The following is a 15,291-nucleotide window of genomic DNA, read 5'->3' as shown; positions in this document are numbered from 1 at the left end:
AATTGCTGTAGGTTTAAATAATTAGTTGCAAGGATATCCGATGGCGATACAACAGTGGTCAACAGAACGAGCTTGGCAATGGTGGAACAAACAACCTTGGCTATTGGGCTTCAACTATCTCCCCCGCACAGCGGTCAACTGGACCGAAATGTGGCAGGGAGAAACCTTCGACCCAGTCATCATTGACCAGGAACTGGGTTGGGCCAACAAACTGGGCTACAACACCCTGCGAACCAATCTGCCCTTTATCGTCTGGCAGCATGATCGGGATGGCCTGCTCGCGCGCATTGAGCAGTTCCTTGGCCTGTGTAGCAAGCACAATATCCGCGTGATGATGACCTTGATGGATGACTGTGGCTTCTCCGGCGATCACCCCTATCTGGGCCGCCAGCAACCACCTCGGGAAGATGTACACAATAGCCAGGCGGCGGCCAGTCCCGGTCGGAATGTCGTCATTGACCCGACCCAATGGCGCGAAGTGGAACACTATATTCGCGACCTGATACGTACATTTGCACAGGATGAGCGGATCTTTATCTGGGATCTGTACAATGAGCCGACCAACAGGGGCATCTTTTCGGAAGGCGATGTCGAGGTGCGTTTCGATGAGTCGCTGGAGACATATGCCCACTATCTGATGGAGTTGGCTTTTGTCTGGGCCCGAGAAGAGAACCCCTCCCAGCCACTCACCGTCGGCGCGTGGCATGCACCCTACAGCATCGGTCAGGGGGATTCGGAATTTACTCCGGAAAACACCTTTACTCATCCGACCGACCTGCGCGCTATGGAGCTATCAGATGTCATCACTTTCCACTCCTATCAGCGTATGGAGGGGCTGAAAATCTCTCTGGATGTGGTCAGCAAATATCGCCGCCCGCTCCTCTGCACAGAGTGGCTGGCCAGGCATGTCGGCAGCGTGATGGAACAACAACTGCCACTCTTCAAAGAGTTAAAAATAGGTGCCTATCAATGGGGTCTGGTAAAAGGGAAGACGCAAACTCACCTGCCATGGCCTTTCGTTCGCAATATCGACCCCGATTTCCGCAGGGTCTGGTTTCACGACCTGCTGGAGGAGGATGGTACCCCCTACTCTGCCAGTGAAATAGAACTGCTCCACACATTGACCCGTTCATAACGCAAAAGAGGACGCCACCCTAGTGGCGCCCCTCATAACACATTCATGTTGGGAAAGGTTGGCAGATGACAGATCAAAAGATACACAATAGAGAGCTGGTGGGATATTTCAGCTATGCCGTCGGGCAATGCCTCAGTTTCGGCTTGGTGGGATCATTTATCCTCTATTTTTACACCGATATCCTTGGAATATCGCCAGCTGCAGCTGGGGCTATTTTCCTCATTGCCAGAGTATGGGATGCCATCAACGATCCTATTATCGCTGGTTATATGGACACTCTTAATTTCAAACGTGGCAAATTCACACCATATATGCTTTTCGTTCCCTTCTTGATTGCCGGGATCACCTCTCTCAGCTTCATTGGCATGGATTTACCCATGACCACCAAGGTAGCTTATGCAGCAGTCACCTATATCGCGTGGGGGATGATATACACCTTGTCTGATGTACCTTTCTGGACCATGTCATCGGTCATGAGCCAAGAGCCACAGGAGCGAGCCAAGGCCGTAACCGTCGCCATGTTGGGCGTCAATATCGGCATTGGCAGTGCTTCCATTATATTCCCGAAGCTCACCGAACTGTTTGCTGCAACCAGCAGCACCAAGGGCTACATGGAAGGTGCCATCTGCCTGATGCTGATCGCCCTGCCGCTGATGGTGCTCGGAGCAAGCCAGATGAAAGAGCGCATCAAGCCCAATCCGAATGACAAGATCACCATTAGGGACTCTTTCCGCGTCCTGCGTTCCAACAAACCGTTGGCGTATGTACTTGGCGCCTTCTTCTGTAACGTGTTCTTTAATCTGGCCACCGGGCTCTACATTTTCTTCTTCACCTACAACATGGGTGATGCCGGGCTGCTCTCAGTGATGGGCTCTATCGGTGTAGCAACCTCTATGGCCTGTATGCTGATGCCGATATTGACCAGCAAGCTCAGGAAACGTGATCTATTCCTGCTACTCACTCTGCTGGAGATTGCATTACGCATCGGTTTCTATACGACAGGCTACGACAATCTGATAATGGTGTTCAGCTTCCTCGCCTTGATCCATGCGGCCAACGTCATCACCAATCCGCTTATCTCCGCCATGTTGAGTGAGACCATCGAATATGCAGAACTAAAGTCTGGCCGCCGTTGCGCTGCCATCGCTTTCTCGGGGCAGACCTTTACCGGCAAACTGGCTTGGGCCATCGCAGGTGGTATTTCCGGTACCCTGCTGATCTGGCTTGGCTATCAACCGAATGCGGCACAGACTCAGGCTACGATGGACGGACTATTTATCTGTATATCACTTGTGCCGATATTGGGTAGCATATTACGGGTGATTATCATGACCCGCTACAATTTCACCGAAGATAAGCACGCCAAAGTACGTCATGCTCTAAATAAATGGCGATCCATTTCGTCTCTTTAACATAAAAACAATGAATGCTTTACCATGAAATATACTGCCAGTCGAATTGAGCGCCTCTATCCATTCAACTTGACTGGCAAATTCCATTCAAGAAAATGACAACTATAATGATTGGTAAATTATTTTTTTCGTTGCATTGCGCATAGGAAAAGCAACCAACATAAGATACATGAATCATCGAAAGCCACTGGGTAAATTTTGGCTAAAGTATATTACACGATAATAAATATCCATTGCCTCCATTGATCTTTGAGGAGTTCAAATTTGTCGGTTTATTTCTGGCACAATATCGTTATTGTGCCAATCGCTCTCTGCATTCTGGTTTTCTGGCTCGACACCGCCAACCTCGGTCTCTGTGCAGCCTTTCTGACCACAGGATCTTTTGCCTTGCAAGTTATACAAATCATAAAGACCCAAGAAACCAAGGCCATCTCAACCAATATGTATCTGGCCTTCAGCTGTGGCGTACTTCTATGGTTGATCTACGGCCTGCGCACTAACGACATGCCCATCACCATAGCAAACAGCATTACTCTCGCTCTGGCCTGCGCCGTCCTGATGCTCAAGCTGCGTAACGAAAGGAACTGATGAGCATTCATACAACCTGGGGCTGGCACTCGGGGATCACGACGGCTTCTGTCTTGAGGCGCAACAGCTACCGGACAGCCCCAATCGCCCCGAGCTGGGCAACCCCTGGCTGCAGCCTGGCGAGCGTTATCACCACCAGACCCGCTACCGCTTTATCCGCGACTAACTTAAAGAATTCATGATTTTTACATAGCCTCAGCAGTCACAATCGAGCAAGATATGCCGCCCCGAGACCCTTTCGGGGCGTTTTTACATCAACGAAGTTAAGGATTGTTTGTTCGATGACTGACACTTATAGCCTGCTGGTCGCCTTTATTCTGGGCGTCGTCGAGGGGCTGACCGAGTTCCTCCCCGTCTCCTCCACCGGCCACATGATTATCGTCGGCCATCTGCTGGGCTTTGAAGGGCCCAAGGCTGCCACTTTCGAAGTGGTGATCCAGCTTGGCTCCATCCTCGCCGTGGTCGCCGTCTTCTGGCGTCGCCTGTTTGGCCTGATTGGCATCCACTTCGGCCAGAAGCCGTCCCGGGATCACGCCACCCTGTCGCTGGTGCATGTCATCCTCGGCATGATGCCCGCCATCGTGGTCGGTCTGGCCATCCACAGCTGGATTAAGGCCAACCTGTTTGGTCCGCAGACCGTAATGTACGCGCTGGTCGCGGGGGGCATCCTGCTCATCATCGCCGAGAAGTTCCGCCCGGCCGTCACAGCAGAAACTCTGGATGACATCAGCTACAAGCAGGCGTTCGGCATCGGTCTGTTCCAGTGTCTAGCCCTGTGGCCCGGCTTCTCCCGCTCCGGCGCCACCATTAGTGGTGGCATGCTGATGGGGATCAGCCGTCACGCCGCCGCCGAGTTCTCTTTCATCATGGCAGTGCCCATGATGGTGGCGGCCAGCGGGCTTGATCTCTACAAGAGCCGCGATTTCCTCTCGATGGCCGACTTCCCGATGTTTGCAGTGGGCTTTATCACCGCCTTCGTGGTAGCGATGTTTGCGATCAAGACCTTCCTGACATTGATCCGCCGCATCGACTTTATCCCGTTCGCCATCTACCGCTTTATCGTGGCATTCGCCGTCTATCTGGTGTTTGTCGCCTGACCGGCAGCCTGCAATGAAATGAGAAAAGGGACCAACTTGGTCCCTTTTTCTATGGCGTCATGGTGCTCAGTAGAGGTGCTGGCTGATGCCATTCAGCAGCCGCGACAGCCCCTTGGTGAACTGCACCGGCGCATCCTGTACCGTGTAGCAGAGGCAGCCATCGGGCGTATGAGGGCTGTGGGAGTGACTGGCATCGCGCCAGATGAAATCTCCCGCCTTGTAAAGGGTATCGCCATCCTGAATATTGCCAGCCAGCAGCAAGGTCAGCTCATAGCCCTGATGGGTGTGCTCGGGGATGCGACCGCCCGCTTCGATATGGAGCAGGCTGGCGCGCGCGCCCATCTCGTCCAGCGGCAGACTCTGCTGACGAATGACCCCGATATGGCGCCACTTGGGCGAGCGGTAGCGGGCCAGCACCCGTGGCAAACGGTAGGCCTGACCGGCCACCTCCAGCTCGCCGTGCTGCGTTCGGGGCTGGTCATGTGTTGGCTCGGAGAGGGGCTCTGCCAGCGGCTGGGCCAGAATATCCGCCAGCATGGCGTCAAATCCGGCATCCAGCGCCACTTCATCGCGGGAGTCCAGCTCAGGCTCTGCTGGCGAGGCAAGATATTGCTGCGCCAACTCCTCTTCGAATGTCTTCAGTCGGGCAGCACAATCGGGGCAGAGTTCACAGTGGGCGGAGAGCCCCACCGCCAGCGGCAGAGGGAGCTCGTCGGCGGCGAAGGCGCGCAGCATAGGGTCGGTCGGATGGGCTTTAATCATGGCCTTGCTCCACTTGCTCTTTCAGTTTCTGTAACGCCAGTCTGAGGCGGGACTTGATAGTGCCGAGCGGCACGCCGAGCCGCTCCGCCAGCTCCTGCTGGGAGAACTCCTGCAGATAGATGCCACGCACTACCTGCTGTTGCGGCTCCGGCAACGTGCCCAGATAGTGGGCCATCTGACGGGTCAGCACCGCATCCTCACCGCCGCTCAGATGCTCCTCTTCGGCCTGAAACTCCAGCACGGGCCACAGCTCCTCGGCACAGAGATCCTCCTTGCTGGCGCGACGACGGCGCAGCATGTCGAAGCACTGGTTGCGCATCACGGTGTAGATCCAGGTGGTCGGCGCACCCTTCTCGGGGTGGTAGAGGCGCGCCTTTTGCCACACCAGCAGCATGGTCTCCTGTACCAGCTCCATGGCGTTGGCTTCGCTGCCGAGGTGGCGCAGGCCGTAGCTGCGAATACGCGGCGCAAAGTGTTGGAACAGGCGGGCAAAAGCAGCCTTGTCGGCCTGCTCTGCCACCCTGATCAGCAGAGATTTGAGGTCGCCATCCGGGTTATCCATCACGGGCGAGGTCCTGCGTATGGTCGAGTGTGGTTGGCCAGTATATGCCATTGCGCCATCCCTTTGGTGTGCTGTCGAACATGCTGTGGTGATGACTTGTACGGCGCTGCGGCAGTGGCGGATCAGCGGGTCAGGAAAAAATCAGTGGCTGGCCACCAGCACCCCCTTGAGCAGGGCGATGGCGGGCTGATTGTCGGCAGCGGCCAGCAACAACTGCTTCTGTTCAGGGGGGATGGGCAGCACCTCCAGCCAGCGCTGGGCCACCCAGTTGCCATCGTCCCAGCGGGGGGCGGGATAGAGGGCGGCATAGTCGGGATAATCGGCAAACACCTCCCGCAGCGCATCGACCAGCGGCAGCTGATCGGGATGGAGCCGGCGGGGCGGCCAGGCCGTCAGCGGCGTCACCTCGCCGATACGCAGGCCATCCTGCTCCTGCCACAGATCCTCTATCTGCACCCGCTCCATCCCCAGCACCGTGATCCCCAGCATGCCGTCCGGCAGCCGATCGAAATCGATGATGGTGACCCGGGTGGCGATGGGCAGCATGTTGCGAAGGGCGTCGGGCTGGCGAGGGTCCACCATGCAGAGGGCAAAGCCGGACTCCCCCGCCTCGGCAATCATCCGCTGGTATCTCGGTTCGAAGATCCGCAGCGGCATGACGCCGCCGGGCAGCAGGTGGGCAGATAGGGGAAACAGCGCCAGTCGCATCGCAAACTCCTCGGTTGGGAACCTCTGTTGATACGTCGGGCCAGAGGGAGGAGATCATTCCCGTCAGCGGAAAGGAAAAACCCTTAACAATCAGGGGAAAATAGCCTGGACAAGCCGCTTCGATATGCAGTAGAAATGGATAAGCACCGTAATTTCCGCCCAATATTCTGGAATATGGCGCCAAACGCAGTGAAATATCCGCCCGACAGCGAGCGGCGGGTCATCCCTATAGTTTTCTCGGGCCGATGCGGGTAAAATTCACGCCCTTATATATCAGTCATTTTTCGACGCGCAACCTTGGTGGTCAGTTATGAAAGAGCATATTCATCATCTACTTGAACAAACGGTAGCCAATCTCAAGTCAGCAGGCGTCCTGCCGGCGGACCTGGAAGCCCGCGTGCAAGTAGACCGATGCAAGGAAAAAGCTCACGGCGACCTGGCTACCAACCTGGCCATGCTGCTGGCCAAACCGGCCCGCAAGAATCCCCGTGAGCTGGCAGCGGCCATCATCGAGCACCTGCCTGCCTCCGACCTGATCGCCAAGGTCGAGATCGCCGGTCCCGGCTTCATCAACTTCTTCTTTGACCAGCGCTGGCTGGCCGGTCAGGTCGAAGCCATGGTGACCTCTGCCAACGCCAACGTACGGTTGCCCATGCCACAAACCGTGGTGGTGGACTACTCCGCCCCCAACGTGGCCAAAGAGATGGCGGTGCACCACATTCGCTCCACCGTACTCGGTGACGTAGCCGCTCGTGCGCTGGAGTTCCTCGGCCACAAAGTGATCCGTGCCAACCACATCGGCGACTGGGGCACCCAGTTCGGGATGCTGATCGCCTATCTGGAGAAGATGTCCAACGAGCACGCCAGCGACATGGCACTCAAGGATCTGGAAGCCTTCTACACCCAGGCCAAGCGTTGCTACGACGAAGACGAAGCCTTTGCCGAGCGCGCCCGTAACTACGTGGTCAAGCTGCAGGGCGGCGACGAGTACTGCCGTACCATGTGGAAGAAGCTGGTCGACATGACCATGGAGCAGAACCAGATCAACTATGACCGCCTGAATGTCTCCCTGACCAACAAGGACATCATGGGCGAGTCCATGTACAACGACATGCTGCCGGAGATCGTGGCCGACCTGAAAGCCAAGGGGCTGGCGGTCGAGAGCGAAGGCGCCACCGTTGTCTTCCTGGACGAGTTCAAGAACAAGGATGGCGAGGCCATGGGCGTCATCATCCAGAAGAGCGATGGCGGTTTCCTCTACACCACCACCGACATCGCCTGTGCCAAATACCGTTATGAGACCCTGGGCGCCGACCGTGTCATGTACTTCATCGACTCCCGTCAGCACCAGCACCTGATGCAGGCCTGGACCATCACCCGCAAGGCGGGCTATGTGCCGGAATCCGTACCGCTTGAGCACCACGCCTTCGGCATGATGCTGGGCAAGGATGGTCGTCCCTACAAGACCCGCTCCGGTGGTACCGTCAAGCTGGTTGACCTGCTGAACGAAGCGGAAGAGCGCGCCGCAGCCTTGCTGGAGAGCCGCAACAGCGACCTCTCTGCCGAAGAGAAGGCCAATGTGGTCAATGCCATCGCCATGGGCGCGGTCAAGTATGCGGATCTCTCCAAGAACCGTACTACCGACTACATCTTCGACTGGGATCTGATGCTGTCGTTTGAAGGCAACACCGCCCCTTACCTGCAGTATGCCTACACCCGTATTCAGTCCATCTTCCGCAAGGCTGGCGTCGATGCCGCTACCCTGACCGGCAATGTGACCCTGAACGAAGAGGCCGAAGAGGTGCTGGCCCAGAAGCTGATCCAGTTCTCCGACGCGGTCAACGGCGTGGCCGACAAAGGCATGCCGCACCTGCTCTGTACTTACCTGTACGAGTTGTCCGGCAACTTCATGACCTTCTATGAAGCCTGCCCGATCAACAAGGATGGCGTGGACGAAGCAACCCGTCAGAGCCGTCTGCTGCTGTGCGCCGCCACCGCCAAGGTGCTGAAACTGGGCCTCGGCGTACTGGGCATCCATACCCTGGAGCGCATGTAATAGATGGCAACCCGGGATTATGTCGGCAGCCGCCCGCGACGTCGGGCGGGTGGCCGCAATACCAAGAAAGCGGCCCCTCGCCGCTTTCCTGTTATTCCAGTGCTGCTGGTCGTGGCACTGCTGGCAGGCTTTGGTGGCTTCCTTTACATGATCAATGGCAAGGGCAACGACGCCCCCACCATTGAGGAGCAGGTAAAGGCCAACAAGCCAAAAGCGCAGAATAACGGGCTGCCTCAGGAGAAGTGGAGCTACATCGAACGGCTTGAGAACAAGCAGGTCGATATCATAGAGCCGCCGACCCAGCCGGGTGTGCTGCCGCCACCACCGGCAGATACCATGACCCTGCAACCGGAAAAACTGCCACAGCCGGTGCCGACCGACATTCCCCAACCGGGAACACCTATCGGCCAGCCAAAGCCCTATCAGCCCAATCCGGCGACCACCCCTTCCACCTCGGGTGCACCGGTTGCCAGCGCGCAAGAGCAGGTGATCGACCGCAAGGCAGAACGGGAACGGATGGAGCGAGAGATCCGTGCCGAGCTGGAACGGGAGCGCGCCGAAGCGGCCAAGGCCAAAGCGGCGACCCCGCCAGCCCAGACCGCAGCCGCCGACAGCGGTCGCTACATGATGCAGTGCGCCGCCCTGCGCTCGCAGGATTCCGCAGAGTCGCTCAAGGCTCGTATCGCCTTCACCGCCGGCCTCTCTTCCAGCCTGCAGGTGATCAATGGCGCCAACGGCACCGTCTACAAGGTGATGGTCGGCCCCTTCAACGGCAAGGCGGCCGCCGATGCGGCCAACAGCAAGCTGCAGAGCTCCGGTATCAGCGGCTGCATTCCCAAGAAAGGGTAATCCGTTTACCGATGACGCAGGGCCGGGTGGCAACACCCGGCCCTGTTCTTTTGGTGTCACTCGCACCCACGCTCTTTACTACCCCGTTTATCCCGACCAAAGGCAGGGTTGAAAAGCCCGTTTGCCATCCCCATCTTTCTTGCCATGCACAGTCAGGCCGTCATTCGGCTCAAGCGAGGTAAGTAAAGTGACTACCATAGTTTCAGTTCGCCGCAACGGTCAGGTCGTCATCGGTGGCGATGGCCAGGTCTCTCTTGGCAACACCGTCATGAAGGGCAACGCCCGCAAGGTTCATCGTCTCTATAACGGCAAGGTGCTGGCCGGTTTCGCTGGCGGTACCGCCGACGCCTTCACCCTGCTCGAGCGTTTCGAAGCAAAACTGCAGGCCCATCAGGGTAATCTGGAGCGCGCCGCCGTGGCGCTGGCCAAAGATTGGCGCACCGATCGCGCCCTGCGCCGCCTCGAAGCGCTGCTGGCCGTGGCCGACGAACACAAATCCTTCATCATCACCGGCAACGGTGACGTGGTACAGCCGGAGCATGATCTCATCGCCATCGGCAGCGGCGGCAACTTCGCCCAGTCCGCCGCCATCGCGCTGCTGGAAAACACCGAGCTGGATGCCAGGACCATTGTCGAGAAGTCCCTCAAGATTGCGGGCGACATCTGCGTCTTCACCAACGGCAACCACACCATCGAAGTGCTGGACTACGCTGCCAAGTAAAGCCGCCAGCCAACCCAATTTCCCAAGGGGTGGGCACTGCCCGCCCCGGATACAGGAACACCATCATGTCCGAGATGACCCCGAGAGAAATCGTCCACGAACTGGATCGTCACATCATTGGTCAGGCCGATGCCAAGCGCGCCGTTGCCGTTGCCCTGCGCAATCGCTGGCGCCGGATGCAGCTCAACGAAGAGATGCGCCATGAAGTGACCCCGAAAAACATCCTGATGATCGGCCCGACCGGTGTCGGCAAGACCGAGATCGCCCGTCGTCTGGCCAAACTGGCCAACGCCCCCTTCATCAAGGTGGAAGCGACCAAGTTCACCGAAGTGGGCTATGTCGGCAAGGAAGTAGACAGCATCATCCGCGATCTGACCGATGCCGCCATCAAGCTGGTGCGCGAAACCGAGATGGAGAAGATGAAATACCGCGCCGAGGAAGCCGCCGAAGAGCGCATCCTCGACGCCCTGCTGCCCAACCCGCGCAACACCTGGGGTGAAGAAGAGAAAGCCGACAACTCCAACACCCGCCAGATCTTCCGCAAGAAACTGCGGGAAGGTCAGCTGGATGACAAGGAGATCGAGCTGGAACTCTCCGCCTCCCCGATGGGCGTCGAAATCATGACCCCGCCGGGCATGGAAGAGATGGCCAACCAGCTGCAGGGGCTGTTCCAGAACCTGGGCCAGAACCAGAAGAAGAAGCGCAAGATCAAGGTCAAAGAGGCCATGAAGGCGCTGATCGAAGAGGAAGCAGCCCGTCTGGTCAACCCGGAAGAGCTGAAGCAGAAGGCCATCGCTGCGGTCGAGAACAACGGCATCGTCTTCCTCGACGAGATCGACAAGATCTGCAAGCGTGGCGAGAGCTCGGGCCCCGATGTCTCCCGTGAAGGGGTTCAGCGCGACCTGCTGCCGCTGGTCGAGGGCTGCACCGTCAACACCAAGCACGGCATGGTCAAGACCGACCACATCCTGTTTGTCGCCTCCGGCGCCTTCCAGATCGCCAAGCCGTCCGACCTCATCCCCGAGCTGCAGGGCCGTCTGCCGATCCGGGTCGAGCTGACCGCGCTGACCACTGAAGATTTCGAGCGGATCCTGACCGAGCCGAACGCCTCCCTGACCGATCAGTACAAGGCGCTGATGGCCACCGAAGGGGTCAACATCGAGTTCACCCAGGATGGTATCCGCCGTCTGGCCGAAGCGGCCTGGCAGGTCAACGAGCGTACCGAGAACATCGGTGCCCGCCGTCTGCACACCGTGATGGAGCGCCTGATGGAAGATATCTCCTATGACGCCTCCGAGAAGTCCGGCGAGACCTTTGTCATCGACACCGAATACGTCAACGCCCACCTCGGTGCGCTTGTCGAGGATGAGGATCTGAGCCGCTTTATTCTGTAAGCGCAGTTCTGTTTGTAAAAAAACGCCTCCAGAAATGGGGGCGTTTTGCATTTTAAGCCCCAGCCCCCTTCTCTCTATGCCCCACTCGCACCCAGCACCAAAACTCTCAACTGGTATACCTATTTTTGTATATCTTTGAATTTTATCGAATTACCCCTGACGAGATATATAAATAGACACTTGATTTGCATCAATTGCCCGCCCCGACTGACTGGGTAGCCTAGCCCCAGAATGATGTTTTATTACTCCAAACTAGAGGCAATCATGAGCAAAGTCAGACTGGTCGTTGTGGGCAACGGCATGGTGGGGCACCGCTTCATCGAAGAGTTGATCGAGCGGGCCGACCCGGGCCGCTACGAGATCACCGTCTTCGGTGCAGAACCCCGTCCCGCCTACGATCGCGTCCATCTCTCCTCCTACTTCTCCCATCACACCAGCGAAGATCTCTCCCTCGTCAAACCCGGCTTCTACGACAAGCACGGTATCCGCCTGCTGCTCGGCGAAGCGGTGAAAAAAATCGACAGGGCCAACCGCGAAGTGCACTCCAACAAGGGCACTGTGGTCGGGTACGACAAACTGGTGCTGGCCACCGGCTCCTACCCCTGGGTGCCGCCCATTGCGGGCAGCCAGCACCACGAGTGCTTCGTCTATCGCACCATCGAGGATCTGAAAGCCATCCGCAGCGCCGCCAAGAGCGGCAAGAGCGGGGTGGTGATCGGGGGCGGTCTGCTTGGCCTCGAAGCCGCCGGTGCCCTCAAAGCGCTGGGTCTCGAGACCCACGTGGTGGAATTTGCCCCGGTACTGATGGCCGAGCAGCTCGACGGTCAGGGCGGCCAGCTGCTGCGCCGCAAGATTGAATCCATGGGCGTGCAGGTACACACCAGCAAGAGCACCAGCGAGATCCTGATGCATGGCGGCGAGCAGGCGAAACACCGCCTCGCCTTCGCTGACGGCAGCCACCTGGAAGTGGACGTGGTGGTCTTCTCCACCGGCATTCGCCCGCAAGATACCCTCGGCCGCTACGGTGATCTCGCCATCGCCGAGCGCGGCGGCATCGTCATCGACGATCACTGCCTCACCTCCGACCCCGACATCTACGCCATCGGCGAGTGCGCCGCTTGGCAGGGCCGCTTCTTCGGGCTGGTGGCGCCGGGCTACAAGATGGCCCAGATCACCGTCGACCATCTGCAGGGCGGCGACAGCCGCTTCGAAGGGGCGGACATGAGCGCCAAGCTCAAGCTGCTCGGCGTCTCCGTCGGCTCCATCGGCGATGCCCATGGCCGCACCCCGGGCAGCCACAGCTATGTGTTTCAGGACGATCAGGCCGGCGTCTACAAGAAGATCGTGGTGAGCGAGGACAACAGCCGATTGCTCGGCGCCGTGCTGGTGGGTGACGTGGAAGATTACGGCAACCTGCTGCAGATGATGCTCAACGCCCTGCCGCTGCCGAGCCACCCGGACACCCTGATCCTGCCCGCCTACGCCGGTGCCAAGCCGACGCTGGGGGTCGATGCCCTGCCGGAGAGCGCCCAGATCTGCTCCTGCTTCGATGTCTCCAAAGGCGACATCGCCCAGGCGGTGGCCGAGGGTCACACCACCCTGGCCGCCATCAAGCAGCACACCAAGGCCGGTACCGGCTGTGGCGGCTGCGTGCCGCTCATCAGCCAGGTGCTCAACGCCGAGCTGGTGAAGCAGGGCATCGAGGTCAACAACCACCTCTGCGCCCACTTCCCCCACTCCCGTCAGGAGCTGTTCCATCTGGTCAAGGTGGAGGGGATCAAGAGCTTCGACGAGCTGCTGGCCAAGCACGGTCAGGGCTATGGGTGCGAGGTGTGCAAGCCGACCGTCGGCTCCATTCTCGCCTCCTGCTGGAACGAGCATGTGCTGAGCCCGCGCAATATCCCGTTGCAGGACACCAACGATATCTTCCTCGGCAACATGCAAAAAGACGGCAGCTACTCCGTCATCCCGCGCATGGCCGGTGGCGAAGTGACTCCGGAGGGGCTGCTGGCGGTGGCCGAAGTGGCCCGCGACTACAAGCTCTACACCAAGATCACCGGCGCCCAGCGCATCGGTCTGTTCGGGGCCCAGAAGGATGATCTGCCCGCCATCTGGCGCAAGCTGCTGGCCGCCGGATTCGAGACCGGTCAGGCCTACGCCAAGGCGCTGCGCATGGCCAAGACCTGCGTCGGCAGCACCTGGTGCCGCTTCGGCGTGCAGGACAGCGTCGGCCTCGGGGTCTTCCTCGAGAACCGCTACAAGGGCATTCGCACCCCCCACAAGATGAAGTTCGGCGTCTCCGGCTGTACCCGCGAATGTGCGGAAGCCCAAGGTAAGGATGTCGGCATCATCGCCACCGATGCGGGTTGGAACCTCTATGTGGGTGGCAACGGCGGCATGAAGCCGCGCCACGCCGATCTGCTGGCTTCTGACCTCGACCGCGAGACCCTCATCAAGCTGATCGACCGCTTTATGATGTTTTACGTCACCAGCGCCGACAAACTGCAGCGCACCTCGGTCTGGCTCGGCAATCTGGAAGGGGGCGTCGACTACCTGCGCGAGGTGATCGTCGACGACAAGCTGGGGCTGGCCGAGACGCTGGAGCGCGATATCCAGACCCTTATCGACAGCTACGAGTGCGAATGGTCGCGCACCCTCAACGAAGAGGAGGCGCTCAAGCGCTTCAGCCACTTCATCAACAGCGACAAGCGCGATCCGGACGTTCAGTTCGTCGCCGAGCGCGACCAGCACCGACCGGCGACCCCGGCCGAGCGCATCCCCGTCTACCAGATCGAGGTGGAAACCAAATGATGAAACTTGCCTGCCAACTCAACGACATCCTGCCGGGAACCGGCGTCTGTGCACTCATTGAAGGTCGCCAGCTCGCCCTGTTTCGCCCGAGCGCGGCGGCCGAGGTGTTCGCCATCGACAACCGGGACCCCTTCTTCGCCGCCAACGTGCTGTCGCGGGGCCTGATCTGCGAACACGACGGCGAACTCTGGGTCGCCAGCCCGCTCAAAAAGCAGCGCTTTCGCCTGAGCGATGGCCACTGTTTCGACAACCCTGCGATGTCGGTGCAGAGCTATCCCGTTGAAGTACGCGACCAGCAGGTCTGGGTCGCCGTCTAAAGCCGATTTCACTCTCTTTCGGGCTGCCTGAGGGCAGCCCTTTCAAGGACTCACAAGATGTACACGGAAACCATCAACAAGTGCGCCGCCAACGCGGCCCGCATCAACCGCTTCGAGCGCAGCGACAAGCTCGGCTTCTGGCTCAGCTCCGCCATGGCGGGGGCCTATGTGGGCCTCGGCATCATCCTCATCTTCACCCTCGGCAATCTGGTGGATCCCGCCATCCGGCCGCTGGTGATGGGGGCCACCTTCGGCATCGCCCTGACACTGGTGATCATCGCCGGCTCCGAGCTGTTTACCGGCCACACCATGTTCCTCACCTTCGGGGTGAAAACGGGCAAGATCACCATGGCCGACCTGCTGCGCATCCTGCCGCAGACCTGGGCGGGCAACCTGATTGGCTCCGTCGTGGTGGCGCTCATCTACTCCTACGGCGGCAGCCTGCTGCCGGACGCAGGCAGTCTGGCCCACAAGGTGGCGCTGGCCAAAACCCAGGCACCGGCGCTGACCCTGTTTATGAAGGGGATCCTCTGCAACTGGCTGGTCTGCCTCGCCATCTGGATGGCGCTGCGCACCGAAGGGGCGGCCCGCTTCATCGCCATCTGGTGGTGTCTGCTGGCCTTTATCGCTTCCGGCTACGAGCACTCCATCGCCAACATGACCCTGTTCGCCCTCTCCTGGTTTGGCGCCCACTCCGAGGCCTACACCCCGGGCGGCATCGGCCACAACCTGCTGTGGGTGACCCTGGGCAACACCGTCTCCGGCGTCCTCTTTATGGGACTCGGCTACTGGTATGCCACCCCCAAGGCTGAGCGCCCGGTCGCAGTGAGCGAGACCACCAGCACCGCCAACCAGACCCGAACCGCCTGATCCGGAGGC

The 15,291-nt window shown here is 59.1% G+C and carries 14 protein-coding genes and 1 pseudogene; 12 read left to right on the top strand and 3 right to left on the bottom strand.

What is annotated here, in order from left to right; genetic code table 11:
• The first annotated feature begins 40 nt into the window (after positions 1 to 40).
• From I6L41_RS17195 to bacA, 5 genes and pseudogenes are all read left to right on the top strand, one after another.
• On the top strand, positions 41 to 1,135 hold the full coding sequence (locus tag I6L41_RS17195; RefSeq protein ID WP_254203329.1) for a cellulase family glycosylhydrolase: 1,095 nt from the start codon (positions 41 to 43) through the stop codon (positions 1,133 to 1,135).
• 65 nt (positions 1,136 to 1,200) lie between these two features.
• Positions 1,201 to 2,547, top strand: a complete 1,347-nt coding sequence (locus I6L41_RS17190; protein ID WP_139408886.1) for an MFS transporter — start codon at positions 1,201 to 1,203, stop codon at positions 2,545 to 2,547.
• Between the two features lie 264 nt (positions 2,548 to 2,811).
• Positions 2,812 to 3,135, top strand: a complete 324-nt coding sequence (locus I6L41_RS17185) for a SemiSWEET transporter (protein ID WP_254203327.1) — start codon at positions 2,812 to 2,814, stop codon at positions 3,133 to 3,135.
• 34 nt (positions 3,136 to 3,169) lie between these two features.
• Positions 3,170 to 3,301: pseudogene (locus I6L41_RS17180) on the top strand (galactose-1-epimerase); the annotation flags it as partial.
• Positions 3,302 to 3,416: 115 nt separating this feature from the next.
• Positions 3,417 to 4,232, top strand: a complete 816-nt coding sequence (bacA, locus tag I6L41_RS17175; protein WP_005355537.1) for an undecaprenyl-diphosphate phosphatase — start codon at positions 3,417 to 3,419, stop codon at positions 4,230 to 4,232.
• Positions 4,233 to 4,298: 66 nt separating this feature from the next.
• On the opposite strand, the gene I6L41_RS17170 is transcribed toward bacA, so the two are convergent.
• The 3 genes from I6L41_RS17170 to I6L41_RS17160 all read right to left on the bottom strand — a co-directional run bounded on the left by I6L41_RS17170 (position 4,299) and on the right by I6L41_RS17160 (position 6,264).
• Positions 4,299 to 4,994: a ChrR family anti-sigma-E factor gene (locus tag I6L41_RS17170; RefSeq protein WP_216960277.1), complete on the bottom strand. Its 696-nt coding sequence runs from the start codon at positions 4,992 to 4,994 to the stop codon at positions 4,299 to 4,301.
• Positions 4,987 to 5,556 (bottom strand): sigma-70 family RNA polymerase sigma factor, encoded by a 570-nt coding sequence (locus I6L41_RS17165; protein WP_005355542.1) that lies wholly within the window; start codon positions 5,554 to 5,556, stop codon positions 4,987 to 4,989. The genes I6L41_RS17170 and I6L41_RS17165 overlap by 8 nt, the downstream gene beginning before the upstream one ends.
• Before the next feature lie 141 nt (positions 5,557 to 5,697).
• Positions 5,698 to 6,264, bottom strand: a complete 567-nt coding sequence (locus tag I6L41_RS17160; protein ID WP_216960275.1) for an LON peptidase substrate-binding domain-containing protein — start codon at positions 6,262 to 6,264, stop codon at positions 5,698 to 5,700.
• A gap of 310 nt (positions 6,265 to 6,574) precedes the next feature.
• Here I6L41_RS17160 and argS point away from each other — a divergent pair, with 310 nt between their 5' ends.
• The 7 genes from argS to nirC all read left to right on the top strand — a co-directional run bounded on the left by argS (position 6,575) and on the right by nirC (position 15,282).
• Positions 6,575 to 8,320: an arginine--tRNA ligase gene (gene argS / locus I6L41_RS17155; protein WP_216960272.1), complete on the top strand. Its 1,746-nt coding sequence runs from the start codon at positions 6,575 to 6,577 to the stop codon at positions 8,318 to 8,320.
• Between the two features lie 3 nt (positions 8,321 to 8,323).
• The gene (locus I6L41_RS17150) at positions 8,324 to 9,169 is read left to right on the top strand and encodes an SPOR domain-containing protein (protein ID WP_005340771.1); all 846 of its coding nucleotides are present in this window, start codon (positions 8,324 to 8,326) and stop codon (positions 9,167 to 9,169) included.
• Positions 9,170 to 9,356: 187 nt separating this feature from the next.
• Positions 9,357 to 9,890 (top strand): ATP-dependent protease subunit HslV, encoded by a 534-nt coding sequence (hslV, locus tag I6L41_RS17145; RefSeq protein WP_005342555.1) that lies wholly within the window; start codon positions 9,357 to 9,359, stop codon positions 9,888 to 9,890.
• 65 nt (positions 9,891 to 9,955) lie between these two features.
• Positions 9,956 to 11,284, top strand: a complete 1,329-nt coding sequence (gene hslU, locus I6L41_RS17140) for an HslU--HslV peptidase ATPase subunit (RefSeq protein WP_216960269.1) — start codon at positions 9,956 to 9,958, stop codon at positions 11,282 to 11,284.
• A gap of 264 nt (positions 11,285 to 11,548) precedes the next feature.
• The gene (gene nirB / locus I6L41_RS17135; protein ID WP_216960266.1) at positions 11,549 to 14,095 is read left to right on the top strand and encodes a nitrite reductase large subunit NirB; all 2,547 of its coding nucleotides are present in this window, start codon (positions 11,549 to 11,551) and stop codon (positions 14,093 to 14,095) included.
• Complete coding sequence (gene nirD / locus I6L41_RS17130) at positions 14,095 to 14,412, top strand: nitrite reductase small subunit NirD (protein ID WP_128836546.1); 318 nt, start codon at positions 14,095 to 14,097, stop codon at positions 14,410 to 14,412. The genes nirB and nirD overlap by 1 nt, the downstream gene beginning before the upstream one ends.
• A 57-nt stretch (positions 14,413 to 14,469) precedes the next feature.
• Entirely contained in the window at positions 14,470 to 15,282 is an 813-nt protein-coding gene (gene nirC, locus I6L41_RS17125; RefSeq protein ID WP_216960263.1) for a nitrite transporter NirC, read from the top strand.
• The last annotated feature ends 9 nt before the right edge of the window (positions 15,283 to 15,291 follow it).

This window comes from Aeromonas sp. FDAARGOS 1411 (assembly GCF_019047125.1).
GTDB lineage: Bacteria > Pseudomonadota > Gammaproteobacteria > Enterobacterales > Aeromonadaceae > Aeromonas > Aeromonas veronii.
The sequence above is the reverse complement of the archived record's forward strand: the minus strand, read 5'-3'. Positions and strand labels throughout refer to the sequence as shown.

Excerpts from the sequence above, each read along its gene's own strand:
- I6L41_RS17170 (WP_216960277.1), bottom strand. The coding sequence starts at position 4,994 with ATGATTAAAGCCCATCCGACCGACCCTATGCTGCGCGCCTTCGCCGCC.
- bacA (WP_005355537.1), top strand. The coding sequence starts at position 3,417 with ATGACTGACACTTATAGCCTGCTGGTCGCCTTTATTCTGGGCGTCGTC.
- I6L41_RS17160 (WP_216960275.1), bottom strand. The coding sequence starts at position 6,264 with ATGCGACTGGCGCTGTTTCCCCTATCTGCCCACCTGCTGCCCGGCGGC.
- I6L41_RS17195 (WP_254203329.1), top strand. The coding sequence starts at position 41 with ATGGCGATACAACAGTGGTCAACAGAACGAGCTTGGCAATGGTGGAAC.
- I6L41_RS17190 (WP_139408886.1), top strand. The coding sequence starts at position 1,201 with ATGACAGATCAAAAGATACACAATAGAGAGCTGGTGGGATATTTCAGC.
- I6L41_RS17165 (WP_005355542.1), bottom strand. The coding sequence starts at position 5,556 with ATGGATAACCCGGATGGCGACCTCAAATCTCTGCTGATCAGGGTGGCA.
- I6L41_RS17150 (WP_005340771.1), top strand. The coding sequence starts at position 8,324 with ATGGCAACCCGGGATTATGTCGGCAGCCGCCCGCGACGTCGGGCGGGT.
- nirB (WP_216960266.1), top strand. The coding sequence starts at position 11,549 with ATGAGCAAAGTCAGACTGGTCGTTGTGGGCAACGGCATGGTGGGGCAC.
- argS (WP_216960272.1), top strand. The coding sequence starts at position 6,575 with ATGAAAGAGCATATTCATCATCTACTTGAACAAACGGTAGCCAATCTC.
- hslU (WP_216960269.1), top strand. The coding sequence starts at position 9,956 with ATGTCCGAGATGACCCCGAGAGAAATCGTCCACGAACTGGATCGTCAC.
- nirC (WP_216960263.1), top strand. The coding sequence starts at position 14,470 with ATGTACACGGAAACCATCAACAAGTGCGCCGCCAACGCGGCCCGCATC.
- nirD (WP_128836546.1), top strand. The coding sequence starts at position 14,095 with ATGAAACTTGCCTGCCAACTCAACGACATCCTGCCGGGAACCGGCGTC.